A 23,633-nucleotide genomic window follows, 5' to 3' on the forward strand; every position below is an offset into this window, starting at 1 on the left:
ATCCGGCTCCCGCCCGCGCCCGAATCCCGCGCAGCGGTGCCGAGGTGGGAGCGCCGGCTGCCACCCCGGGAGGGATCGGCACCGTTCTTGCGGCTGACCCTCCCGAAGGCACGGGAGCGCCACGGCGGCAGGCTCCCGGAAGCACGGGAGCGCCATGACGGATCGGGACGACGGTGTCGGGGTGGCGCGGGTGCGCGCCGAGCTGGTGCAGCTCGGGGTCGGCGAGCCCGCCTGTGAGGAGCTTGCGCGCCGGCTCGCGCCGATGATCCGCGGGCTCTCGGGAGAGGCCTACGCGGCCGCGCTGGCCGGCGCCGCGCTCACGCACGGGGTCCAACGCGGGCAGCAGGACGCGCTGCGCCACAGCCTGCGCGACCTCGTCGAGGTGCAGCGGCTGCTCGGCGCGTTCGGCGAGGAGCTCTGCCGGCTCGAGGAGGCGCTGCGGATGCTCTCGCGCGAGGTGCAGCAGAGCCGCGTCCAGGTGACGGAGCCGCCGAGCCGCCGGATCCACTAGCTCGCGAGACGCCCGCGCCCGGGGCCGCCGCGCGGCGAGCGAGGCACGGCCCGCGCGCGCTGCTACGGTTGCGGCCCGCCCCGCCGGTCCCGCGCGGATGCCCCATGCGACGGCTCCTCGCGCTGCTCGGCGCGCAGTGTCTCGGCATCACGGCCGCGGACGCGGGCTGGCTGCCGGCACCGGTGGCGGCGCGCCTGGCGTTGCTCGCCGCGGGGCTTGCGCTGCTCGCACGGTCGCCCCGGCGGCGGTTGGCTGCGGCCTGCGTCGCGCTCGCCGCAGCGGGTGGGTTCGGGCTCGCCAGCCGGCTCGAGGCGGCGGCCACGGCACCGGCCGCGCCGCTCGAAGCGACGATCGAGGGCACGGTCGCGGCGCGGCGCGCGCTTCCGGGCGGTCTCCAGCTCGAGCTCGAGCAGGTGCGCGGGGTGGCACCGCCGGACGCGCGCGCGCCGTCGCGGCTCCTGCTGCGCGGCTCGGGCGCGGAGGCCGTGCTCCTCGGCGACGTCGTCCCGGGCGCGCGCCTGCGCGCGCGCGTGCGGATCCGGCCGCTCGAAGGGCGCGCGAATCCGGGCGGTCCGGACCGCGAGCGCGAGGCTGCGCGCCGGGGGATCGGGGCCGTCGCCGCCCTCGCGCATCCCGACCTGGTGGTGCGGCGCCCGGATGCGGAGCGCTGGCGCCCGCTCGCGCCGCTCTACCGGCTGCGGGCGCGCGCGGCGCGCCGGCTCGCGCGCGAGGGGGAGGGCGGGGCGCTCGTGGCGGCGCTCGGGGTGGGCGAGCGCGCCGGGCTCGCCGGCCCCGGGCGCGAGGCCTTCCGGCGGCTCGGGCTCTCGCACCTGCTCTCGGTCTCGGGGCTCCACCTCGCGCTCGCCGGGGCCGGAGCGTTCCGCCTGTTCGCCTTCCTGCTCGCCCGTTCGGGTTCGCGTCGCGCGCGCAGCGACCCGCGCCCGCTCGCCCTCGCGGCGGCCTGCGCCGCCGCCACGGGCTATGCGCTCCTGGCCGGCTTCGAGGTTCCGGTGCGCCGCTCGCTCGCGCTGCTCCTCGGGCTCGGCCTCTCGATCGGCGCGCGCCGGCCGACCCCGCGTGGGGCGCCGCTCGTCGCGGCGGCGCTCCTCGTGCTCGCCTTCGAGCCGGGGGCGCTCTTCGACCTCGGCGCCCGCCTCTCGTTCGCCGCGAGCGCCGCCCTGGTGTGGGCGCTGCGGACGCCGGGGGAGGCCTCGATCGCGCCGACGCGGCTCGCGCGGGCGCGGCGCGGTCTGGCGGGCGCCCTCTCCGCCACGGCGGCCGCCGGCGCCGCGACCGCGCCGATCGCCGCGAACACGCTCGGGGTCGCAGCACCCGGCTGGGCGCTGGCCGCCAACGCCGTCGCGATCCCGTGGACGGGCGTGCTGCTCGTGCCGGCGTCGCTGCTCGCCTCGCTCGCGGCCGGACTCGCGCCCGACGCCGCGGCGACCGGGTGGCTGTGCCGAGCGGCCGCGGCCCTCGCGGCGCTCACGATGGCGACCCTCGAGCGTGTCGCCACGCACGCGCCGCTCGCGACGGCCGCACCCGTCGCGGGGCCTGCGCTCGCCGCCGCAGCGGCCCTTGCCGCGGTGGCGCTGCGGGCGCGAACCCCCTGGCTGCGGCTCGCGGCAGCGCTCGCCACCGGCGTCCTGCTCCGCCTGGCTCCTCCCCCCGCGATCGCCCCCGCGCCGCCGCGGGTGGTCGTCCTCGACGTGGGGCAGGGCGACGCGGTGCTCGTCCAGGGCCGGGCGGGCGCGCTGCTGGTGGACGGCGGCCTGGCGCTCCCGGATGGAGGGGTGGATCTCGGCGCCACGGTCGTGGTCCCGGCGCTGCGCGCGCTCGGGGTCGAGCGGCTCGACCTGCTCGCGGCGAGCCACGGCGACCTCGATCACCGGGGCGGGCTTCCGGCGGTGCTGCGCGCGCTGCCGGTCGCGCGCGTCTGGCTGCCGTACGGCGGGCTCGACGATCCCGCGTTCGCGGAGCTCCTGGCGGAGGCGCGGGCCGCCGGAGCGGCGGTGACGGAGCAAGGCGCCGGGAGTGCCCTCCTCCGGATCGGCGACCTGCGGGTCGAGGCGCTCTGGCCGCCGCGCGAGGGGCCCGCGCTCTCGCGCAACGACCGCTCGCTCGCGCTGCGCGTCGAGGCAGCCGGCCGCGCCGTGCTCCTGCCCGGCGACCTCGGCGCCCGGGCCGAGCGCCACCTGCTCGCGGCGGGCGCGCGGCTGCACGCCGACGTCCTGAAGCTCGGCCACCACGGCAGCCGCACCGCCTCCAGCGCGCCGTGGCTCGCAGCGGTCGGGGGCGTCTCCGCGGTGGTGTCGGCGCCGCGCGCGGGGCGCTTCGGCATGCCCCACGCGGAGGTCGCCGCCCGCGCACGCGAAGCGGGCTACACGCTCTGGTGGACGGGGCGGGACGGCGCGGTCCTGATCGGGCTCGGGCCGGAGCTGCGGGCGCGCGGCTGGCGCCGCCCGGCGCGTCGCGATGGGAACCGCGGTCCCGTCGTGGATCCAGCCCCGCCGGCCGCCTCCCGCGGCGCGGGCCGTGGAGGCGCTGGGAGGACCGGCCGCCGCCGCGCGTCAGTAGAGGCCCAGCATCCGTCCCGCGAGGAGCACGATCGCGCCGATCATGACCGGCCGGATCAGCCGCTCGCCGCCGCCCACCGCAAGGCGTGCGCCGAGCCAGCCACCGGCCACGAAGCCGATCGCGAGGACGAAGGCGGGCCCCCAGGCGACCTGGCCGGCCGCGACGAAGACCGGGATCGCGAAGGCGGTGAGCGCCACGTTGACCGACACCTTGATGCTGTTGGCACGCACCAGGTCGTGGCCGGCGTGGCTGAGCGCACCCACCATGAGCAGGCCGACACCGGCCTGGATCGCGCCGCCGTAGGCGCCGATCCCGGCGAAGGCGAGGAACGAGAGCCAGCGCGGCCAGGGGCGCGGGGGGCGGGTCGGGTCGCGCCGGGGACGGCGCAGCATCGGGATCAGGTCGAGGAGCATCACGACACCGAAGAGGCGCTCGAAGACGGCGTCGTCGACGCGAGCGATCGCGAGCGCGCCGAGCAGGGAGCCCAGGCAGACCGGCACCACGATCCTCGCGGCGCCCTCGAGGCCCGATACGCCGTGCGCCCGGAAGCGCCAGGCAGCGGTCAGGTTCTGGAGGAAGACGCCGATCCGGTTGGTGCCGTTCGCGACCGTTCCCGGCAGCCCGACCAGCACCAGCAGCGGGACGCTCAGGAGCGAGCCGCCGCCGGCCAGCGTGTTCAGCACTCCAGCGACCGCGCCGCCGCCGATCAGGATCGCCGCCTCGCCGAGCGTCACGCCGCCTCCGCCGGAGGCGGCGCAGCGTAGCGGGCCCCTCGCCCGACGGCCGCGCAGCAGCTCGGCGCCGGCGCGGGCGGCACCCGGCCGGGATGCGAGCGGGATCGGTGTTCACGCGGGGCTCAGGACGGCGCGGACCAGATCCCCATGCGCCGCCAGAGGCGATCGAAGGGCGGGACCGCGATCCCGAGCTCGATGCACAGCGCCCGCGGCTTGCGCAGCGCCGCCGCGCGCAGCGCCTTCGCCGCCGGGCTCGCGTAGGCCTCGCGCAGCACGGAGCCGGGGATCGCGTAGCGGCGCACCATCGCACCGGGCGGCTGCATCATCAGCTTCGCCATCTGGCCGAGCAGGAGCGGCGTGCGCACGCGCAGGCGCAGCATCGCGAAGCGCGAGAGCTCCGGCACGTGACGGCGCAGGTAGGCACGCGCGAAGGAGAGGTGGCGCGCTTCCTCGGTGATGTGCACCTGCGAGATGCGGCGGACCAGTGGATGGTCGTACTGGCCGGTGCGCATGTGCTCGCGCTGGACGTGGTCGATGGGATCCTCGCCACCGAGCACGAACAGGAAGAACAGCTCGGGGAAGGTGCGCGCGAAGCGGACGACCTGGGACGCGCCGAAGCGCATCAGCGGCGGAAGGCCGGGAACGTCGAGGCCGGTGCGGTTCACGAACTCCTGGAACATCAGCGAGTGGTGGCCTTCCTCGATCACCTCGTGCATCACGTAGCGGAACTCGGGCGCTCCGCTCGGCAGGCGGAAGGCGAACGTGAGCAGACCGCGCTGGAGCGCGTTCTCGAACTGCTGGCCGGTCCGCGCAAAGCTCGCGAGCAGCTCGAGCCCGAAGCGCGCGCGCGTCGCATGCGGTAGCGCCTGGTACCAGTCGGTGGCGCCGAGCGGGTCCTCGCGCTGCAGCTCGAAGCGCGGGTCGGCGGGGTCGATCGCGCAGGCGGGATCGTCCCAGGGCAGGTCGGCGTAGGCGTCGTAGTGCTTCGCGACGGATTGTGCCGAGAGGTGCGCGAGGAGCTTGCGGTACGCAGCGTCGCGCTCGTGCGGCTCGCCGAGCAGCGGGGTGCGCTCGTCGTCGGGCAGGTCGGAGGAGGAAGGCAGGGACAGGCTCATCGGTGGTCTCCCGTGGGCGCAGGGGGTTGCGAGGCGAGCCACTCGTGGAGGCGCGCGCCGATCACGAGCAGGATCGCGCTACGGAGGTCGGCGAAGACGCGCTCGAGGCGCTCGGGTGCGACGAGCTGGTCGCTGACGGCGAGGTGCAGGTAGGCGAGCACGGTGCGCGCGATCAGCTCGGCGTCGGCAAGCCGGGCGCCGGTCGAGTCCTGCACGCCCTGGACGATCGCGCTGCGCGCGCGATCGGTGAGGGAGCGGAGGGCGGCGCGAGCCTCCGGGTCGATGGCGGCACGCTCGAGCGCGACCGCGAGCAGGAGCCGCAGCAGCGGCGAGCGCTCGAGCACGAGCGCGCGCAGGCTCGCGAGGAAGCGCTCGAGGCGCGCCAGCGGATCGCCTTCGAGGTAGACCGACTTCTGGATCTCCTCGATCCAGGCCGACGCCGCGCGCTCCACGACCGGCACGAGGAGCCCGTCCTTCGAGCCGAAGTGCCAGTAGATGGCGGTGCGGACCACCCCGGCGCGCTCGCAGAGCGCCTCGATGCTGGTTGCCGCGTAGCCGCGTTCCGCGATCAGCGCGGCGGTCGCCGCCAGGATCCGCTCGCGGGTCTCCTCGCCTTGCAGCCCGCGCCGTGTCTGGCGTTTCGAGGGCATCCGTCACTCCGTATGTAACGATCGGTACGGTAGCATCCCGATCCGCGCGGACAACCCTGCCCGCGGGCCGGGCTAGGATCCGGCCGATGTCGGCTGCCCCCGCGCCCGAGGTGATCGAGGTCCGCCCCGACGAGCGCTTCGACGAGGCCCGGCTGGCCGCCTACCTGGGCGGCCGGCTCCCGGGCAGCGAGGGGCCCCTGACCGTCCGCCAGTTCGGAGGCGGGCACGCGAACCTGACCTACCTGCTCCAGTACCCCGACGTCGAGTACGTGCTGCGCCGCCCGCCGCTCGGGCCGGTGGCACCCGGCGCGCACGACATGGAGCGCGAGCACCGGGTGCTCTCCCGGCTGTGGCGGGCCTTCCCGCTGGCGCCGCGCGCCTTCCTCTTCTGTGACGACACGAGCGTGCTCGGAGCACCCTTCTTCGTGATGGAGCGCCGCCACGGCGTCGTCGTGCGCGGCGGGATCCCGGCCTGCTTCGGGGGCGGGGCGGACGCGGAGGCCAACCGCAAGCTCTCGGAGGTCGTCGTGGACGTGCTCGCCGACTTCCACGCGGTCGATCCGGCCGCGGCCGGCCTCGGCGAGCTCGGCCGGCCCGAGGGCTTCCTCGAACGCCAGGTCCAGGGCTGGACCGGCCGCTGGGAGCGCGCGCGCGTCGAGCCCTTCGCGCTCGCCGACGAGCTCCAGCGCTGGCTCCTCGACAACCTCCCGGGGTCGCCGGCGCCCACGCTGCTTCACAACGACTGGCGTCTCGACAACATGGCGGTGGCCGCCGACGACCCGGGCCGCTGCGTCGCCGTCTACGACTGGGACATGTGCACGCGCGGCGATCCGCTCGCCGACCTCGGCACCGTGCTCGCGGTCTGGTACGAGCCCGACGAGACGGCCGCCTCGCTGAACCCGATGCCGACGGCCGTCCCCGGCTTCCTGCGCCGCGCCGAGGCCGCCCGGCGCTACGGCGAGCGCAGCGGCCGCTCGCTCGCCTCGCTCGACTACTACCTGGTGTTCGGGACGTTCAAGATGGCGGTCGTGCTCCAGCAGATCTACGTCCGCTACCACCGCGGCCAGACGCAGGACCCGCGCTTCGCGGGCATGGGGGAGGGCGCGCGGGCGCTCTTCCGGCTCGCCGCGGCGCGGCGCCCGTAACCCCACCCGCAGCTTGACACCGCCACCGACAAGGGCTTCTCTCGCCGGGTCATGACGGCCTCTGCCAAGCTTCCGCCCGCGCTGATCGTCTCCCGCTTCGACCTCGAGCGGCTCGAGCGCCTGCTCGATCGCGTCGGCGGCGGCGAGAACCTCGACCTGCTGCGGGCGGAGCTCGACCGGGCGGACGTCGTCGAGCCGAAGGACGTCCCCCCCGACGTCGTCACGATGAACTCGCAGGTGCGGGTGGTCGACGAGGCCACCGGCGAGGAGTCCGAGCTGCGGCTCGTGTTCCCGGCGGCCGCGGATGCCGAGCGCGGCGCGATCTCCGTGCTCGCGCCGATCGGCAGCGCGCTGCTCGGGCTGCGCGTCGGCGCCACGATCGAGTGGCCGGTGCCCGACGGCCGCGCGCGCCGGATCCGGGTGATCGCCGTCTCCTACCAGCCCGAGGCGGCCGGCGACCACCACCTGTAGCGTTCAGCCCGCACCGAGGGGGGCCTGGCGGTGCTGCATCCCTTCCAGAGCTGCGAGCTCGCGATCGATCTCGGCACCGCCGCCACGCGCGTACACGCGCCCGCGCGCACGGTGCCGCTCACGCGCTCCTCGGTGATCTGGCGGCCGGGCGGCGCGCGCGCGGCGCTGCGCCAAGGCGTGGTCGTGGACGGCGAGGCCGCGGCGGGCGTGCTCGGCGAGCTCTTGCGCCAGGCGGGAGCGCGCGGCTGGCGGCGGCCGCGGGCGCTGGCCTGCGTGCCGAGCGACGCGAGCGCCGAAGAGCAGGCCGCGGTGGTGGACGCCGTGCGCCGCGCGGGAGCCGCGAGCGTCGTGATCGTGGCCGAGCCGCTCGCGGCCGCAGTCGGCGCCGGGCTCGCGCCCGACGCGCGCCAGGCGCAGGCGCTCGTCGACATCGGTGAGGGCGTCACCGATTGCGCCGTCGTGCGCGAGGGCCGCGTCGTCCACGCCGGCGCCCTGCGCGTGGCGGTGGCCGACCTGCGCCAGGCGGCCTCGGAGTGGATCCACGAGGCGGTGGAGATCCGCGTGAGCCCGGTCGAGTCGGAGCGCGTGCTGCGCGAGGCGGGGGTGGCGCGCGGCCGGCGCACGCCGCAGCGGATCCACGTGGTCGGAAGCCCCGGGTGCGGCTTCGGGCCCGTGCGCGCCTGGCTCGACGTGGACGCCCTGCACGCCGCGCTCGAGCCCGTGAGCGAGCGGATCGTCGCGCACGTCGGCGCCTTCCTCGCGGGCCTCCCGCCCGACCTGGCGGCCGAGGTCGCCGACGCCGGCGTGTGTCTGACCGGCGGCGGCGCGCTGCTCGACGGCATGAGCGGGCGGCTGGTCGGCGAGCTCGAGCGTGCGGTCTGGCGCGCCCCGGACCCGCTCCTCGCCGTCGTGGACGGCGCCCGCGCCCTGGCGCGCGCCGGCCGCCTGGCACCCGCGCTGCGCTGACGAGCGCGGCCCCGAGGAGGAGACCCATGGCCGACTTCGAGTTTCCCGTCGACCGCACGGCGATCCTGAACTTCGCGGCGGCGCTCGGGGAGACGAACCCGATCTACTGGGACGAGGAGCACGCGAAGGCGACCCCGCTCGGCGGCGTGATCGCGCCCCCGACCTTTGCCGTGGCATCGGCGCTCTGGAACCCCGAGGCGGGCCTGCGCGGGATCCGCCAGATCCCGGCGCGCCAGGTGCCGCCGGGCGAGGCGGACGCGGGCCGCGCGGGCAGCCGCAGCGGCGGAGGCGGCAGCGCGCGCCTGCTCCACGGCGAGCAACGCTTCGAGTACCACCAGCCGCTCCGGGCCGGCATGCGCCTGCGCGTCTCGAGCCGGCCGGGGCGGAGCTGGGAGAAGGAGGGCAAGCGCGGCGGCAAGCTGCGCTTCCGCGAGACGATCACCGAGCTGCGCGACGAGGAGGGCGTACTCGTCGTGACAGCGACAAGTGTCGGAATCGTCACCGAGAAGGCGGTGGAAGGATGAGCGCTGGAAGCCCGAAGCTGCGCGCGCGCGAGCTCGCCGTGGGTACGAGCCGCGAGCAGGTGGTCGTGGAGACCCTCTCACGCACCCAGATCGTGATGTACGCGGGCGCCTCCGGCGACTTCAACCCGATCCACCACGACGAGCCCTTCGCGACCGGGGGCGCCGGCTACCCCTCCGTGTTCGCCCACGGCATGCTGACGATGGGGCTCACGGGGCGGCTGCTCACCGACTGGCTCGGCGACGGCGTCCTGCGCTCCTTCGGCGTGCGCTTCGTGCGCCAGGTCTGGCCGGGCGACACGCTCACCGCCAGGGGCACGGTGACGGCCGTCGAAGCCGACGGCCGGGTCGCGATCGAGCTCGTGACGACCAACCAGCGCGGAGAGCCGGTGGTGGCAGGCGAGGCCGTCGCCCAGCTCCCGGCTTGAGCCCATGGGCCGCCCGCGCGGGCTCGTGCTCGCCCTGGTGCTGGCGGCGTGCGCGAGCGGAAGCCCGCGGCAGGAGGCGCTCGACGCGCGCTTCCCCTCGCTCGGCGCCGAGGAGGCGCGCCTGCTCGCGCAGGGCCATCCCTTCGTGCTGCCGGCCGCCGGGCGCGCGACGCTCTTCTTCTGCCGCTGGCCGAGCGACGCGCCGATTCCCGTCTCGCTCCCGCCCGAGGCGAGCCCCGAGGAGCGCCGCGCCATCGAGGCCGCGCTGCGCGCCTGGGAGGGTGCGGGCCTCGGCGTGCGCTTCCTCCCGCTGGCCGACGGAGCGCCGGCGCCGATCGAGATCCGCTTCGCCGACGAGGCGATCGAGACGGGCGCCGGGCGCGACACCGGCAACGCGGTGGTCGACTGCCGGATCGCCCCGCTCTCGCAGCAGCGGGCCGGCGCCGGCGTCGTGGCGGGGGCACAGCTCGCATCGGCGCGCCTGCGGCTCGCGCGGCGCACGGGCGGCGGGATGTCGAAGCCGCGCGCGCTGACCCCCGCCGAGCAGACCGGCCTCGCGCTCCACGAGCTCGGCCACGCGCTCGGCTTCGAGGGCCACGTGCGCCGCGGCGAGAGCGTGATGACGAGCGAGGTCGAGAAGGTCCCGCGCGCCGGCCGCGCCCTGCTCGCGGGCGGGGACGTCTCGGATCCCGCGCTGCGCGCGCTCTACCGCCTGCCGAGCGGCGCGGTGCTCTCGAGCCAGGCGGTGGAGCCCTGGCGGACGGACCTGGTGGACCGGCTCGGGCGCCTCGCCGAGCAGCACGGCCTCGACGGGCCCTACCTGCGCGTCGGCGAGGCGGCGGGCCGGATCTTCTGGCGCGACCCGAAGGGGGGGGAGTACGGGCTCGTCGTGGTGCGCCTGCGCGAGCTGCTGCGCGACCCGCGGCGGCTCACCGTCCTGCCCGAGCCGCGCGCGCGCAGCGCGCTGCCCCGCGCGAACGACCTGCGGCCCGCTCCGTCCCGCACCGCCGAGTAGCGGGCGGCCAGCCGCGCGAGGTGGCGGAACCGGGTGGCGGGCGCGGCGCCGGCCCATCGGGGCCGGACGGCAGGGCTACTTCACCTTGGGATCGAGCCGCCGCGCGAGCTCGAGCTCGCGCTTGGCGGCGGCCTCCTCGCCGAGCGCGCGCAGCACGAGGCCGAGCCGGAAGTGGGCAACGGCATCCTGGCCCTCGAGCGCGATCGCCCGCTCGAGGGGCCCGCGTGCGGCCTTCGGATCGGAGGGGCTCTTCTTGTAGAGCGCCCAGCCGTGCGCCGACTGGTAGGCCGCCTCCTCCGGATAGAGCTGGACGGCGGCACGCAGGAAGTCGTGCGCGCCGTTGAAGTTGCCGGCGCGCAGCAGGATCTCGGCCTTGCGGTAGAGCGCCTCGGCCTGCATCACGCGAGCAGCCTCGCCGCCTTCGTCGCCCGCGAGGCCCTGGTCGTAGTCGCGGCGGCGTGCCGGGTCGGAGAGCGTCTCGTAGGCCTGCACGATGCGCGCGAACACCTCCTGGGCCTGCCCGCGCAGGTCGCCGAGCCCGAGCACCCCGAGCGCGTCGGGATGGAAGCGCTTGGCGGCCGCGAAGTAGGCGCGCTTGACCGCGGCGAGCGGCGCGTCGGGCGCGAGGCCGAGGACGCCGTAGTGATCGTGCTCGCGAAGGCGCTCGTGCAGCGCGACGATCTCGCGGCGCAAGGCGGCGGCGTCGGGCGCGGGCCCCCGCGCGGCAGCCGGACGCGCGCTGCCGGCGGCGCTCGCGGCGGCCGGCGGGGCGTCCGGGGCGGCGGCGCTTCCGATCACGATCTCGAACTCCGGACCCGCGTCGCCTCCCGGCGTCGCCTGCGTGGCGGCTCCGGCTGCCAGGGGGGCCTCGTGCCAGACGGCGGCCTCGAGCGCGGCGAGCACCCAGGCGGCGGCGAGCACGGTCGGGCCCGGCGCCTCGCCGAGGACCTCGGCGAGCGTACGCTGGCCGTCGAGGCCGGCGAGCAGGCGTTCGACGTCGGGATCCCGGTGCAGCCGGCCCGCCAGCGCCGCGAAGCGCGGGCCGGGCTCGGGGTAGCGGGGCAGCGCGGCCGCGAGCGCCGCGCGCAGCCGCGCGGGCGGCCAGTGGATGGCGACGCCCTCGTGTGTCAACGCGACCGGGTCGCAGCGGAAGGCCGAGGTGTCGGCGGCCGGGGCGTCGGCCGCGTCGAAGCTCCACTCGCCGTGCGGCCAGCCCATCGCGTCGAGCAGGCGCCGGCGCACCTGGTCCTTGAGCGCGCCGAAGAGCTCCTGCGGGCCGATCATGCCGAGGGCGAGCAGGGCGGCGCCCTCCTTGCAGCGGCGCTCGCGCACCGCCTCGACGAGCTTCGCGTAGTCGTCGCGGCGGATCCGGCCGGCGTCGAGGAGCTGGATGCCGAGGCTCTCGCTCGGCAGGTTCGACTCCGCCAGCACCGGGACGCCTTCCCGGAGCCAGACGCGCTTGGCCACGCCCTCGCGCGCGAGCTCGAGCCGGCCCGAGGCGCGCCGGCGGTAGAGCGCCAGGAGCAGTGCCGGCAGCGGCGTCTCGTCGAGTCGCCCCTTCTCGCGCTGCATGTCCAGGGACGCGGCCTCCACGGCCTTCGCCATCGCCTTCGCCATCGCCGTCCTCCTCGACTAGGCGGTATGCCGCTGGGACTCGGCGATCTGGAAGGCCAGCGCGATCGCGCTGCGCAGGTCCTTCCGCGAGACCACCGGACCCCGCTCGAGCCCGGCAACGACCCGGGCCGAGAGCGGTGAGATCCCGGCCAGGATGGGTTCCGCGCCGCGTGCCTCGATCGCCTCGACCACGCGCTCGAGCGCCACCGCCCCGAAGCCGTCGTCCACGATCGCGCCCTGGAGGTCGACCACCACCACCGTGACCGCCGCCGCCGCGGGCTGGCGGGCGACCGCCTCGACGGCGACCGCCGTCTCGTCGCCCGCGTAGGGCACGACCATCACCGGGCCCCAGACGTGCACGGCCGGGCTGCCGGGGTCGAAGGCGACCTCGGGGTCGTCCTCCACGCCGCCGGCCTCGCGCCGCTCGCGCTCGATCCGGTCGCGCAGGAGGCCGAAGGGCAGGGCGGGCAGGAGGAGCCGCGCGGCGGGATCGGCGGCGGCGGTCCAGCCGGCGGCGTCGCGCACCTCGAAGGTGCAGGCACCGTCGCCGCGCGCGGCGCAGGTGCGCTCGACGGCGAGCACGTCGGCCTCCCAGAGCGCCGAGAGCCACCCCGAGGTGTAGGCCGCCGAGAGCAGGCAGGCGGGCCGAGCGCTGCGCCCGCAGGCCAGCACCACCGCCTCGGCCTCGAGCTGCGCCGGCCAGCTCCCGCCGAGGGCGAGCGGGCGGCCGGCCACGCCCGGCGTCGGGAGCGCGTCCCCGAGCCGCATGGCGATCGCGGGGGCCGCCATCCACGGCGCGCCCTCGCCGAGCTGCGCCCGCCCGCCGCGCGAGGCGTCGCGCAGCCCGTGCAGGAAGCCCGCGCGGAGCAGGGCGCCGCGGCGCTCGCCGTCGCCCGGGCTGCGGCCGAGCTCGGCGTGGAGGCCGGCCAGGAGCCGCGCGTCGCACAGGAAGCGCGGGTCGGCGGCCAGGCCTTCGTCGATTGCGAGCTCGTCGCGGCCGGGACGCTCCACGCTAGCCCTCGATGAACTCGTAGATGTCGAACTTCTGGTCCTTGCGCAGGAAGCGCTCGCCTTCGCGCTCGAGCAGCAGCAGCATCGCCTTCACGGCCACCGGGTCGAACTGCGTGCCGCTGTAGGCGTGGAGCTCGCGCACCACCGCCTCGAGCGGCAGCGCCTTGCGGTAGGGGCGGTCGCTGGTCATGGCCTCGACCGTGTCGGCCACCAGGATCACGCGCGAGGGCAGCGGGATGTCGTCGCCGCGCAGGCGGAAGGGGTAACCCTGGCAGGAGCCGTCGTACCACTCGTGATGGTGGCGCACGCAGGGCACCACGTCGGCGAGGAAGGTCACCGGCTCGAGGATCTTGGCCCCGATCTCCGGGTGCTTCTTGATCTCCTCGTACTCCTCTTCGGTAAGGCGGTCGGGCTTGGTGATGATGTGGTCGGGAACCCCGATCTTGCCCACGTCGTGCAGCAGACCGGCGATGTAGACCCGCTCGATGAACTCCTTCGGGAAGCTCATCTCGCGGGCGATCTTGGAGGCGTAGACCCCCACCCGCTCGGAGTGGCCGCGCGTGTAGGCGTCCTTGGCGTCCACCGCCTCGGCGAGCGCGCGGATCGTCTGTACATAGGCGGTGCGCAGCTCCTGGTGCTTCTCGGCGAGCTGCTTGGTGCGCTCGCGCACCTTGGCCTCCAGGTTGCGGTTCATGTCCTGGAGCTTGAAGTTCTGCTCGCGGGTGACGTGGTTGAGGCGCTTGATCTCGCGCTTGAGGTGGTAGTGGTCGAAGGCCTGGCGGATCGTGGCCTTCAGCTCCTCGTCGTTCCAGGGCTTCGTGATCAGCCGGAAGATCTCGCCGCGGTTGATCGCCTCGACCGCGACGTTCATCTCGGTGTAGCCGGTCAGCATCATGCGCACGACGTCGGGATGGCGATCGCGCACCGACTGGAGGAGGTCGACGCCGCTCATCTCGGGCATGCGCTGGTCGGAGACGACCACCTGCGCGGGCGAGCGCTCGAGCAGCTCGAGCGCCTCGGAGCCGCGCGCCGCGCACAGCACCATCCAGGGCTCGTGGCGCGTCAGGCGCTTGAGCGCCTTCAGGATGTTCACCTCGTCGTCGACGAAGAGGATGGTCTGCTCGCTCACCATGGACTCCGCTGGGTTCACCGGCTCCTCTTCCAAGAGCCGTGCCAGGATCGCTGGGATCCCGACTCCGATTGCTGGATCAGCGACTTACGCGCGGTTCCGCGGATCCGGTCGAGGTGCGGTGGGAATCCCGCGGCCGGGACGGGACCGGCAGCCGGTCCGCAGCCGGGCCGTGGCGCGCCCGCAGCTTGCCTCTGCGCTGCCGCCCGCGCGCGCGCGGCGCGGCGTGCAGCCGCGATGCCAAGGCGGCGGATTCGCGAGCGATGCAGGGCGCCGGTGCGGGCGCACGCGGCGCGTCCGGCTGCGCGCGAGCGCGGGCGCGTCTCGCGCGTGGGACGTTCTCGGGTCGGGGACCGCTCGCCGCTGCGTGCGGGCGCCGCCGCGTCCGGGTCAGAGGTAGATGCCGGCGCCGGGCTCGGGCAGGCGGGTGCGGGCGGCGCGCAGCCGCTCGACCTCGCCCTGGAGGTCCGCCGTCGTCACGGGGCCCTCGTCCTCGCCCGCCGCCTGGCAGCGCGCCTTGCGGCGCAGCGCCCCGTGCAGGACGCGGATCCACTCGCCGGTGCTGGGGCCCTGGTAGCGGCTCACCACCGCCTGCCAGTCGACCGCGTCGAAGAGCGAACGCCCCGCACGCTTCTCGGCGGCGAGCTGGTGGATGCGCAGCGCGGCGATCACGTCCTCGGGAAACTGCGGGTCGACCTCGACGACGCGCTCGAAACGGCGCTCGGCGAGGAACGCCGTGCGCAGCGTGTCGGGGTGCGCCGTCGAGCCCACCACGAGCGTGCCCTCGATCGCGATGGTGCGGTCGAGGAGATCGAGCAGGAAGTCCATGATCGGGCCTACCGGCAGGTCCGGGCGCCGGCTGCCGATCTCGTCGGCGCGCGAGAACTCGAGCTCCTCGAAGAAGACCGTGAGCGGGGGCATCTCCACGAGCGCCTGGCTCCAGCCCGCGAGCAGCTCGCCCGCCTGGCCGCCGCGATGGATCACCTCGACCACGAGCCGCGGCACGTCGACACCGACGAAGCTGGTCCCGCTGCGGGTCGCGAGGGCCTTGGCGAGCAGGGTCTTGCCGACCCCCGCGCGGCCGATCAGGAGGACCCCGCTCGGCGGGAAGGTGCCCCAGTGCGCGTAGACCTCGGGGTTCGTCGCGGCGCAGGCGTAGGTGAGGACCTCCTCCTTCGCCGCCGCGAGCCCGCCGATGTCGTCGACCCCGACCGCGGGCGCCGCGTCGAAGAGCGCGGCCCGCGCGATCGGGGCGAACTTGCGCTCGAAGGAGGCCCACAGGTTCTGGGCGCGCTCGCGGGCGGTGTCGCGGGCGGTCGGCACCATCCGGCCAGCATAGCCACGGGCCCGCCCGGCGACGCTACCTTGCGCTCGCCGTGCCCGACCGCCTCGACCCCGCCGCACTCGCGCGCGCCGCCCGCACGCTCGCGCGGCGCGACCCGGTCCTCGGCGCGCTGATCCGGCGCGTCGGTGTCTGTGGCCTCGAGCGACGCGGGGACCCCTATCGCTACCTCGTGCGCTCGGTGCTCCACCAGCAGATCACCGGCCACGCGGCGCGCGCGATCGAGGCGCGCCTCGCCGCCCGCTTCGGCGGCCGCCTCCCGGCGCCCGCCGTGCTGCGCGCCGCAGCGCCCGCGGAGCTGCGCGCGTGCGGCCTCTCGCGCCAGAAGATCGCCTCGCTGCACGCGATCGCCGCCGCCTTCGACGACCGCGTGCTCGACGCGCGCCGCCTGGCCCGCCTCGACGACGACGGGGTCGTCGAGGCCGTCACCGCCGTGCGGGGCGTGGGCCCGTGGACCGCCCACATGCTGCTCCTGTTCTCGCTCGGCCGGCTCGACGTGCTCCCGGTCGGCGACTACGGGGTCCGCAAGAGCGCGATGCTCCTCTACGGCCTGCCCGAGCTGCCGAAGCCGGCACAGCTCGCAGCACTCGCCGAGCCCTGGCGCCCCTGGCGCTCGGTGGCGTCCTGGTACCTGTGGCGCGCCCTCGACCCGGTGGCGCCGGGCTGACGCCTCGGCGGAGGAGGCGTCGGCGCGCGTGGTCCGGCGTAGGTCGACGGCGGTGGGGCCGACCTCCCGATCGAGCGGGCGGTCCCACTCCGGCTACCCTGCGGGCTCCCCACCTCTGAGGAGGGCCTCCTCGTTGCAGAACCTGCCTCGCCTCGCGAGCGTCCTCGGCATCGCGATCCTGGCGGCTGCCGCCCCCGTGCGGGCCGCCGTCGTCGCCAACTGCGAGGACCTCGACCGCGACATCGCCGAGTGCGCGGACTTCTCGGACGACGGCGTCCTCGAGTTCGACCTCTCCCTGCTCACGCTGGCGGACGTCGCGCTCGAGATCCAGACCACGAGCGGCGAGCGGACCATCGACCTGCTGACCCTGCGGGCGTACGTCTACAACGATTCGTACCTGGCGGACGAGGTCGCCTTCACCCGCGTCGAGCTGCGGCTCGACGGGGGCGCCCGCTTCGTCCCCGTCGGCACCGTCCGCAACTTCGACTTCGAGCTGGTCCCGGTGACCAGGCCCGACGACGTCACCGCCCTGATCGAGCCGTCCCCTCCGCTGCCGCCCACCGACCTGCTCGAGATCGGCGAGCTCGACGCCGAGCCGGGCGCGACGGACTGGGAGATCGACCTCTCGCAGCTCTCCGGGACGAGCTTCACGCTGCGGGTCGTCTCGGTGCCCGAGCCGGACGCGGCCGCGTCGGCGGCGCTCGGGCTGCTCGCGCTGGCGGCGCTGGCGCAGGGATCCTCGCGGCGCCGCTGCTGACGGGCGCCGCCGGCAGGCCACGCCCTCCCGCCCCGCCACCCGCGACGATGGCCGCCCGCGATCCCCCCTGTTAGGGTCCGCGCGGCACCTGCCCCTCGTCCCCATCGTCTAGAGGCCTAGGACTCCGCCCTTTCAAGGCGGTAACACGGGTTCGATTCCCGTTGGGGACGCCAGCCCGCCCTCTGCCACGGCACGCGCGGTGGGTACGCATCCCGCGCACGTTCGCCGGCCTCGCGGTCGTCGCTCGGCGGGAGGTGGAGCGGCGCACCCGGCGCGGGGGAGCTCAGCGCGGGGTCAGCAACACCACGGGAATGTCGCGCGTGGTGCCGGCCTGGTACTTGTCGTAGTCCGGCCACTGGGCGGTCATGATCGGCCACAGGCGGCGCTTCTCGAGCGGGGTCGCGGTGCGCGCCGTGACGGGCACGACGGCGTCGTGCACCTGGATCTCGACCTCGGGGTGCGTGAGCAGGTTCTTGTACCAGCCCGGGTGCTCGGGCGAGCCGCCGCGCGAGGCGACGATCACGTAGTCGCTCCCGTGCCGGCCGTAGATCAGGGGGAACTTGCGGAGCTCGCCGGTCCGGCGGCCCCGGGTGTGGAGGATCAGGACCGAGGCGCCGTTCCAGTCGTGACCGGTGCGGCCGCCGGTGGCCTCGTACTGCCGGACGTGCTCGTCGCCGAAGAGGCTGAAGTCGGGCATGCCCCCAGGATCGCACGCCGGGCAGCCGTGTCGATCGGCGGCCCGGCCCGCGCCCCCGGGCCGCGGCCGCCCGGCTCCCGGTAGACTCCGCCCCCCGTGGCCCCTCCCGCGCTGCCCCTCCCGACCCGCCTCGCCTACGGCGTCGGCGCGCTCGCCGAGGGCACCAAGAACGGCGCCTTCGAGTTCTTCCTGTTCTTCTACTACACGCAGGTGCTCGGGCTCTCGGGCACCCTGGCCGGCGCGGCGATGATGATCGCGCCGCTCGTCGATGCGGTGGCCGATCCGCTGGTCGGCTCGCTCTCGGACTCGACGCGAAGCCGGCTCGGACGCCGGCATCCCTATCTCTACGCGGCAGCGCTCCCGATGGCGGCCGGCTTCGCGCTGCTCTTCGCGCCCCCGCCCGGGCTCGGCCAGCTCGGGCTCTTCGCCTGGCTCACCGGCTTCGCGCTCCTCGTCCGCTTCGCGATGACGCTCTACTTCGTGCCGCACATGGCCCTCGGCGCCGAGCTCAGCGACGACTACGGCGAGCGCACCTCGATCGTCGCGGTGCGCGCGTTCTTCGGCCTGCTCGGTGGCATCGGCGCGCCGATCCTCGGGCTCGCGATCTGGTTCCGCTCGACGCCCGACCATCCGGCCGGACAGCTCGACGCGGCCGGCTATCCGGGCTTCGGGGGGGTGCTCGCGATCGGCATGGCGGCGGCGATCTGGGCCTCGGCGCTCGGCACCCATCACCGGATCCCGCTGCTCGTGCGCCCGGCCGCCGCGCCCGAGCCCTTCGGCGCGGGGCGGCTCGTGCGCGAGGTGCGGGCCGCCCTCGCGAGCCCCTCGTTCCGCGCGCTCTTCTCCGGCGTGGTGGTCTTCTTCGTGATGCGCGGCGTCCAGACCTCGCTCGGGCTCCACATGGGCACCTACTTCTGGCGCATCACGAGCGCGGAGCTCCTCGAGCTCACGATCGGCTCGGCGGCGGGCGTCGTCGTGGGGCTTCCGGTCTGGACCTTCGCGGCGCGCCGGCTCGACAAGAAGCCGACCTTCCTGATCGGCGCAGCCGGCTTCAGCGCGTGGGTGCTCCTGCCGCCGTGCCTCCAGATCGCGGGCGCGTGGCCGGCGCACGGGTCGCCGGCCTACCTCCCGTCGCTGGTCGCGGCGAGCGCGCTCGCGGCCTTCTTCGCCGCCGCGGCGCTCGTGACGGCGGGCTCGATGATGGCCGACGTCGCCGACGAGCACGAGCTCGCGACCGGCCGCCGCCAGGAGGGGCTCCTGTTCGGCGCGCAGTCGCTCGCCGCGAAGTCGGCCTCCGGGATCGGCCACCAGATCGCCGGCCTCGGGCTCGACGCGATCGCCTTCCCGGCGGGTGCGGCGATGGACGCGGTGGGCCCGCCGCAGGTGCTCGGGCTCGGCCTGCTCGCCGGGCCGGGCGTCGGGCTCCTCGCGGTGGTCGCGATCGCGCTCCTCGCCGGCTACCGCCTCGACCGCACGCGGCACGCCGCGATCGCGCATGCGCTCGACGAGCGGCGCGGCGCGGCGCCCCTCGCGAGCGCGGGGGCGCCCGAGGTCTCCGCCGCCGGCTCCGTGCGCGCGCCGCCCTGAGCCGCGCGCGCCGCGCTCAGGCGCCCGGCTCCTTCGCGTGCGCGACGGTGAGACCCACCTCCTGGCCGTAGGAGAGCTCGAGGTGGTGGCCGTCCGGGTCGCGCAGGAAGGCCCAGTAGCCGACCGGCGCACCCGAGTCGGTCGGGCCGAGCTCGAGACACCCCTCGGCACGCGCGGCTCCGGCCAGGCGGTCCACCTCCTCGCGCGAGGCACAGCCGACCCCGAGGTGGCAGGCGCCACCGAGCCGCGCTTCGACGCGCCCCTCGATCAGCACCAGCACGAAGGGGCGCGTCAGGTCCGAGAGCCAGACCACGCGGGCGCCGCCGGGATCCGTGCGATCGTGCACGATCTTCATCCCGGCGTAGCGCTCGTAGAAGGCGAGGCTGCGCGCGAGGTCGGAGGCGACCAGCGCGAGGTGGGTCGCGCCGACGTCGATGCGCTCCCGGATCGGCTCGCGGCTCGGGTCGCCCACGAAGTCCCTTCCTCCTCCGGCGCGGAGACTGCCATGGGCGGCGCTGCCCTGCACCGCAGGGCCCGGCGAGCGGTGGATCCTCTCCTCCCCGCCCGGCTCGCAGCAGCAGCGGTGCCCTCAGCCGCGCGGAGCCGGGGGCGAGAGGGTGCGCGCGAGCGCGCGCTGGAAGGCGGGGTGGGCGAGGAGCGCGAGGACGTCGCGGCGGGCGAGGGCGTCGGCGAGGGTGGGATCGCCCGCGAGCGCGAGCAGCTCGGGATCGCGGCGGAGCGCGGCGAGGCGCGGGCCGAGCTCCACGAGGACGGGGCGCAGGGCCGCCCGGAAGCGGGCGGCGTCGCCGGCCGCAGCAGGATCGAGGGCGCCGATGGTGGCGAGGTCTCGGCGCAGCGCCCCGTCCCCGGCCAGCGCCTGGAAGCTCGGGCGCGCGAGCGCGAAGTCGGGGCGGCCGGCCTCGATCTCGCCCCAGAAGCCGGGGTCGTCGGCGAGCGCGGCGAGCGCCGGGTGCTCGGCGACCCGGCGCAGCGCGCCGAGGCTCTCGGCCGGGTGCGCGAGGACGCGGGCCGCGAGCACGCCCGCGCCGTTCGCTTCCTGGCCGCCGGCGGCCCCGGCGATCCCCTCGAGCGCCGCGCGCGTGAGCGATCGCAGCGGCGTGTCGGCAGCCGGCTCCGGTGCAGGGTCCGGTGCGGCGAGCTCGCGCGCTGCGTCGAGCCAGATCGTGGTCACCCCGAGGAGCAGCACCAGCACGGCACCGCGCGCCGCGCCGAGCAGGGCGCCCGCGCACCGATCGAGCGGCGAGCGCGCCGCGCCGCCGCGGCGCGCGTCGGCCGCGCGGCGCGCCGCGCGCCCGGCGAGCCCGATCGCCAGCGCCGTCACGAGGAACGACCCGCTGCCCGCGGCGGCACTGCCCACCCAGACCGGGATCCCGAGCGCCGCCGCCACGCCCGGGCCGAGCGCGAACGCACCGGCCACGGAGGCCGCACCGCCCGCCGCGAGCGCCGCCAGCGCCGTCGCGCTCGCCCACGCGCCGCGCCATGCTCCGAGCAGCGCGCAGATCGCGAGCAGCCCGAGGGCAACGAGGTCGGCAGCCATGGGCGAGGGATCGGCGGGGCGCCGCAGGGGCCTGAGCCGCCCCCTTTGCTGCTAGCCTCCGGGCTCGCGACCGGGCCGGGAGCGCGCCGGACGCGCCCGGAAGGAAGGCCCGGACGGAAGGCCCGGAAGGAAGGAGTGCAACGATGAGCGACTTCACCCTCACGATCGACGGCAAGGCGCTGCCCGGCGAGAGCAGCTTCGGGGTCGTGAACCCCGCCACCGGCCAGGTCTTCGCGCAGGCGCCGAGCTGCAGCCGCGCGCAGCTCGACGCGGCGATGGAGGCGGCCCACCGCGCCTTCGGCCCCTGGCAGCGCGACGAGGCGCGCCGCCGCCAGGCGCTCGTGGCCTGCGCCGAGGCGATCCAGGCCCGGCTCGGCGAGCTGGCCCCGATCCTGACCCAGGAGCAGGGCAAGCCGCTCGCGAAGGCGGGCGAGGAGCTGATCGGGGCCGCCGTCTGGTTCCGCTACACCGCGGCGCTCCAGATCCCCGTCGAGGTGGTGCAGGACGACGAGAACGCGCGCATCGAGGTGCGCCGGCGCCCCTACGGCGTGGTGGGCGCGATCACGCCCTGGAACTTCCCGGTGCTGCTCGCGGTGTGGAAGATCGCGCCCGCGCTGCTCGCCGGGAACACGGTCGTGATCAAGCCCTCGCCCTTCACGCCGCTCTCGACGCTCAAGCTCGGCGAGATCCTGCGCGACGCGCTCCCGCCGGGGGTCGTCAACGTGGTGTCGGGCGGCGACGAGCTCGGCGCCTGGGTGTCCTCGCACCCGCGCGTGCGCAAGATCTCGTTCACCGGCTCGGTCGCCACCGGCAAGAAGGTCGCGACCGCGGCGGCGCCCGACCTCAAGCGCCTCACCCTCGAGCTCGGCGGCAACGACGCGGCGATCGTGCTCCCGGACGCCGACCCCGCGGCGATCGCCGAGAAGGTCTTCTGGGGCGCGTTCACGAACTCGGGGCAGGTGTGCAGCGCCATCAAGCGCCTCTACGTCCACGAGTCGATCGCGGCGCCGCTCACCGAGGCGCTGGCGCAGGTGGCGCGCAGCGTGAAGACGGGCGACGGCATGCAGCCCGACACCCAGCTCGGCCCGATCAACAACAAGCCCCAGTTCGAGCGCGTCGTGGGGCTGCTCGAGGACGCCCGGAAGGCCGGCGCCAAGGTGGTGACCGGCGGCGGCGCGCGCGCCGGCGGCGGCTACTTCGTCGAGCCCACGCTCGTGACCGGGATCGCCGAGGGCACGCGCCTCGTGGACGAGGAGCAGTTCGGGCCCGCGCTGCCGATCCTGACCTACCGCGACGTCGGCGACGCCGTCGAGCGCGCGAACGCGACCATGTTCGGGCTCTCGGGCTCGGTCTGGTCGTCGAGCCCCGAGCGGGGGGCCGAGGTGGCGGGGCAGCTCGAGTGCGGCACCGCGTGGGTGAACCAGCACCTCGCGATCGGCCCGAACGTGCCCTTCGGCGGGGCCAAGTGGTCGGGGATCGGCGTCGAGAACGGGCCCTGGGGCCTGCTCGGCTTCACCGAGATCCAGACCGTCAACGTCGCCAAGAAGTAGCCGCGCGGGTCAGGCCGCCGCGAACAGCCGATCGAGCGCCGCGACGGCGTCGGACGGGAGCTTCACGCCCGACGCCTTCGCGGTCTCGGCGAGCTGGGCGGGGCGCGTCGCGCCGACGATCACGCTCGCAATCCCCTCCTGGCGCAGGCACCAGGCGAGCGCGAGCTGCGCCATCGTGAGGCCGAGATCGCCCGCGATCGGCCGCAGGCCCTCGACGCGCGCCAGCACCTCCTCGCCGAGGAAGGCCTCCATGAAGCGCGCCTGGGAGGGGTGCGCCGCGCGCGTGCCCGCCGGCCGCTCGCCGGGCCGGTACTTCCCGGTGAGGACGCCCTGCGCGAGGGGGCTCCAGACCACCTGCCCGATCCCCTCGCGGGCGCAGAGCGGCAGCACCTTCGCTTCGATCCCCCGGCGCAGGAGCGAGTACTGGGGCTGGTTGGAGATCGGGCGGTAGGCCCCGTGCCGGTCGGCGGCGGCGAGCGCCGCCGTGATCTGCTCCGCTCTCCACTCCGAGGTCCCCCAGTAGAGCACCTTGCCCTGGCGGATCAGGTCCTCGTAGGCGCGCACGGTCTCGTCCACGGGCACGGTCGGGTCGAAGCGATGGCACTGGTGGAGGTCGAGGTAGTCCGTGCCGAGGCGGCGCAGCGAGGCGTGCACGCTCTCGAAGAGGTGCTTGCGCGAGAGACCGCGGTCGTTCGGGTCCTCGGACAGGGGGAAGAAGGCCTTGCTCGCGAGCACGAGCTTGTGACGGGGGAGGCCGCGCAGCGCCTCGCGCAGCGCCTCCTCGGCGGCGCCGCCCGCGTAGACGTCGGCCGTGTCGAAGAAGACGATCCCGGCGTCGAGCGCGGCGTGCACGACCTCGACCGTGCCGGGCACGTCCACGCTGGCGCCGAAGGTGAGCCAGGAGCCGAGCGCGATCTCGCTCACGCGCAGGCCGCTGCGTCCGAGCGGGCGGTGTTCCATGCGCGCGGAGGGTAGGCGAGGCGGGCTAGACTGCGCCGCCATGCTGCGCCTGGCTGCGCCCACCGACCCCGCCTGGACCGGGCGCGCACTCGCGCACCTCGACGAGATCCTGCTCGACCACGCGCACCTCGAGAAGAAGGCCGCCGGCGCCGCCGTGACGCTCCTGTTCCGTTACCCCGAGCGGCGCGCGCTCCAGGCGCCGCTCGCGCGACTCGCCCGCGAGGAGCTCGCGCACTTCGAGGAGGTGCTCGGCCACCTGGACCGGCGCGGGATCCCCTTCCGCCCCCAGCGACCCGGAGCGTATGCAGGGCGCCTCCACGCCGCCGTGCGCCCGGACGAGCCGGCGCGGCTGCTCGACACGCTGCTCGTGGCCGCGCTCATCGAGGCGCGGAGCTGCGAGCGGATGGGCCTGCTGGCCGAGGCCCTGCCCGGGGTCGACGACGCGCTCGCCCGGCTCTACCGCGGGCTCCTGGCCGCCGAGGCACGACACCACGGAGAGTACGTCGGGCTGGCGCTCGCGCACTTCCCCGAGGCCGAGGTGCGCGAGCGCCTCGCGAGCCTGGCGGCGCACGAGGCGGAGGCCCTCGCGGCGGCTGCCCCGGCGCCGCGCCTGCACGGCTGAGCGCGC

Annotated in this window: 23 protein-coding genes and 1 tRNA gene; 14 read left to right on the plus strand and 10 right to left on the minus strand. The window is 75.9% G+C overall.

Going from position 1 to position 23,633, the window contains the following annotated elements; translation table 11 throughout:
- Window positions 1-154 precede the first annotated feature (154 nt).
- Window positions 155-511 (plus strand): hypothetical protein, encoded by a 357-nt coding sequence (locus OZ948_03790; GenBank protein ID MEB2343844.1) that lies wholly within the window; start codon window positions 155-157, stop codon window positions 509-511.
- A gap of 104 nt (window positions 512-615) precedes the next feature.
- Window positions 616-3,852, plus strand: a complete 3,237-nt coding sequence (locus OZ948_03795) for a DNA internalization-related competence protein ComEC/Rec2 (GenBank protein ID MEB2343845.1) — start codon at window positions 616-618, stop codon at window positions 3,850-3,852.
- Between the two features lie 92 nt (window positions 3,853-3,944).
- On the opposite strand, the gene OZ948_03800 is transcribed toward OZ948_03795, so the two are convergent.
- Both OZ948_03800 and OZ948_03805 read right to left on the minus strand, forming a co-directional pair.
- On the minus strand, window positions 3,945-4,937 hold the full coding sequence (locus OZ948_03800; protein ID MEB2343846.1) for a diiron oxygenase: 993 nt from the start codon (window positions 4,935-4,937) through the stop codon (window positions 3,945-3,947).
- On the minus strand, window positions 4,934-5,587 hold the full coding sequence (locus OZ948_03805) for a TetR/AcrR family transcriptional regulator (protein MEB2343847.1): 654 nt from the start codon (window positions 5,585-5,587) through the stop codon (window positions 4,934-4,936). The genes OZ948_03800 and OZ948_03805 overlap by 4 nt, the downstream gene beginning before the upstream one ends.
- Window positions 5,588-5,673: 86 nt before the next feature.
- Here OZ948_03805 and OZ948_03810 point away from each other — a divergent pair, with 86 nt between their 5' ends.
- Genes OZ948_03810 through OZ948_03835 form a run of 6 tightly spaced genes read left to right on the plus strand, consistent with a single transcriptional unit; the run spans window position 5,674 to window position 10,133 of the window.
- Window positions 5,674-6,732 carry a phosphotransferase family protein gene (locus tag OZ948_03810; protein MEB2343848.1) on the plus strand — a complete coding sequence of 353 codons (1,059 nt, stop codon included), beginning with the start codon at window positions 5,674-5,676 and terminating at the stop codon, window positions 6,730-6,732.
- A 51-nt stretch (window positions 6,733-6,783) separates the two neighbouring features.
- Window positions 6,784-7,203, plus strand: a complete 420-nt coding sequence (rnk, locus tag OZ948_03815; GenBank protein MEB2343849.1) for a nucleoside diphosphate kinase regulator — start codon at window positions 6,784-6,786, stop codon at window positions 7,201-7,203.
- A 30-nt stretch (window positions 7,204-7,233) separates the two neighbouring features.
- Window positions 7,234-8,169, plus strand: coding sequence for a rod shape-determining protein (locus tag OZ948_03820; protein MEB2343850.1), 936 nt, complete (start codon window positions 7,234-7,236; stop codon window positions 8,167-8,169).
- Between the two features lie 26 nt (window positions 8,170-8,195).
- Complete coding sequence (locus tag OZ948_03825; GenBank protein ID MEB2343851.1) at window positions 8,196-8,693, plus strand: MaoC family dehydratase N-terminal domain-containing protein; 498 nt, start codon at window positions 8,196-8,198, stop codon at window positions 8,691-8,693.
- A complete protein-coding gene (locus tag OZ948_03830; protein ID MEB2343852.1) occupies window positions 8,690-9,118 on the plus strand; it encodes a MaoC/PaaZ C-terminal domain-containing protein in 429 nt (142 codons plus the stop codon). The genes OZ948_03825 and OZ948_03830 overlap by 4 nt, the downstream gene beginning before the upstream one ends.
- 4 nt (window positions 9,119-9,122) lie before the next feature.
- On the plus strand, window positions 9,123-10,133 hold the full coding sequence (locus OZ948_03835; GenBank protein MEB2343853.1) for a hypothetical protein: 1,011 nt from the start codon (window positions 9,123-9,125) through the stop codon (window positions 10,131-10,133).
- Between the two features lie 75 nt (window positions 10,134-10,208).
- On the opposite strand, the gene OZ948_03840 is transcribed toward OZ948_03835, so the two are convergent.
- From OZ948_03840 to OZ948_03855, 4 genes are all read right to left on the minus strand, one after another.
- Window positions 10,209-11,750, minus strand: coding sequence for a DnaJ domain-containing protein (locus tag OZ948_03840; GenBank protein ID MEB2343854.1), 1,542 nt, complete (start codon window positions 11,748-11,750; stop codon window positions 10,209-10,211).
- Between the two features lie 15 nt (window positions 11,751-11,765).
- Window positions 11,766-12,758: a hypothetical protein gene (locus tag OZ948_03845; GenBank protein ID MEB2343855.1), complete on the minus strand. Its 993-nt coding sequence runs from the start codon at window positions 12,756-12,758 to the stop codon at window positions 11,766-11,768.
- Between the two features lies 1 nt (window position 12,759).
- Window positions 12,760-13,908, minus strand: a complete 1,149-nt coding sequence (locus OZ948_03850; protein MEB2343856.1) for a response regulator — start codon at window positions 13,906-13,908, stop codon at window positions 12,760-12,762.
- A 369-nt stretch (window positions 13,909-14,277) separates the two neighbouring features.
- Window positions 14,278-15,213: an ATP-binding protein gene (locus OZ948_03855; protein ID MEB2343857.1), complete on the minus strand. Its 936-nt coding sequence runs from the start codon at window positions 15,211-15,213 to the stop codon at window positions 14,278-14,280.
- A gap of 50 nt (window positions 15,214-15,263) precedes the next feature.
- On the opposite strand from OZ948_03855, the gene OZ948_03860 reads away from it, so the two are divergent.
- The 3 genes from OZ948_03860 (at window position 15,264) to OZ948_03870 (ending at window position 16,826) form a co-directional block, all read left to right on the plus strand.
- The gene (locus OZ948_03860; protein MEB2343858.1) at window positions 15,264-15,896 is read left to right on the plus strand and encodes a DNA-3-methyladenine glycosylase 2 family protein; all 633 of its coding nucleotides are present in this window, start codon (window positions 15,264-15,266) and stop codon (window positions 15,894-15,896) included.
- Window positions 15,897-16,029: 133 nt separating this feature from the next.
- On the plus strand, window positions 16,030-16,653 hold the full coding sequence (locus tag OZ948_03865) for a hypothetical protein (protein ID MEB2343859.1): 624 nt from the start codon (window positions 16,030-16,032) through the stop codon (window positions 16,651-16,653).
- A 97-nt stretch (window positions 16,654-16,750) separates the two neighbouring features.
- A tRNA-Glu gene (locus OZ948_03870) sits at window positions 16,751-16,826 on the plus strand.
- A gap of 110 nt (window positions 16,827-16,936) precedes the next feature.
- Here OZ948_03870 and OZ948_03875 read toward each other — a convergent pair.
- On the minus strand, window positions 16,937-17,350 hold the full coding sequence (locus tag OZ948_03875; GenBank protein ID MEB2343860.1) for a nitroreductase family deazaflavin-dependent oxidoreductase: 414 nt from the start codon (window positions 17,348-17,350) through the stop codon (window positions 16,937-16,939).
- 96 nt (window positions 17,351-17,446) lie between these two features.
- Here OZ948_03875 and OZ948_03880 point away from each other — a divergent pair, with 96 nt between their 5' ends.
- Complete coding sequence (locus OZ948_03880; protein MEB2343861.1) at window positions 17,447-18,937, plus strand: MFS transporter; 1,491 nt, start codon at window positions 17,447-17,449, stop codon at window positions 18,935-18,937.
- Window positions 18,938-18,953: 16 nt separating this feature from the next.
- Here OZ948_03880 and OZ948_03885 read toward each other — a convergent pair whose 3' ends face one another.
- The gene (locus tag OZ948_03885; protein MEB2343862.1) at window positions 18,954-19,409 is read right to left on the minus strand and encodes a VOC family protein; all 456 of its coding nucleotides are present in this window, start codon (window positions 19,407-19,409) and stop codon (window positions 18,954-18,956) included.
- Between the two features lie 117 nt (window positions 19,410-19,526).
- On the minus strand, window positions 19,527-20,495 hold the full coding sequence (locus tag OZ948_03890; GenBank protein MEB2343863.1) for a CvpA family protein: 969 nt from the start codon (window positions 20,493-20,495) through the stop codon (window positions 19,527-19,529).
- 143 nt (window positions 20,496-20,638) lie between these two features.
- Here OZ948_03890 and OZ948_03895 point away from each other — a divergent pair, with 143 nt between their 5' ends.
- Complete coding sequence (locus tag OZ948_03895; GenBank protein ID MEB2343864.1) at window positions 20,639-22,045, plus strand: aldehyde dehydrogenase family protein; 1,407 nt, start codon at window positions 20,639-20,641, stop codon at window positions 22,043-22,045.
- Window positions 22,046-22,054: 9 nt separating this feature from the next.
- Here the strand turns inward: OZ948_03895 and OZ948_03900 are convergent, their stop codons facing one another.
- A complete protein-coding gene (locus OZ948_03900; protein MEB2343865.1) occupies window positions 22,055-23,005 on the minus strand; it encodes an aldo/keto reductase family protein in 951 nt (316 codons plus the stop codon).
- 40 nt (window positions 23,006-23,045) lie between these two features.
- Between OZ948_03900 and OZ948_03905 the strand changes: the two genes are divergently transcribed.
- Window positions 23,046-23,627 (plus strand): tRNA-(ms[2]io[6]A)-hydroxylase, encoded by a 582-nt coding sequence (locus OZ948_03905; GenBank protein MEB2343866.1) that lies wholly within the window; start codon window positions 23,046-23,048, stop codon window positions 23,625-23,627.
- The last annotated feature ends 6 nt before the right edge of the window (window positions 23,628-23,633 follow it).

The sequence above is a fragment of the Deltaproteobacteria bacterium genome, from assembly GCA_035063765.1.
In the GTDB taxonomy this organism is placed as follows: domain Bacteria; phylum Myxococcota_A; class UBA9160; order UBA9160; family PR03; genus CAADGG01.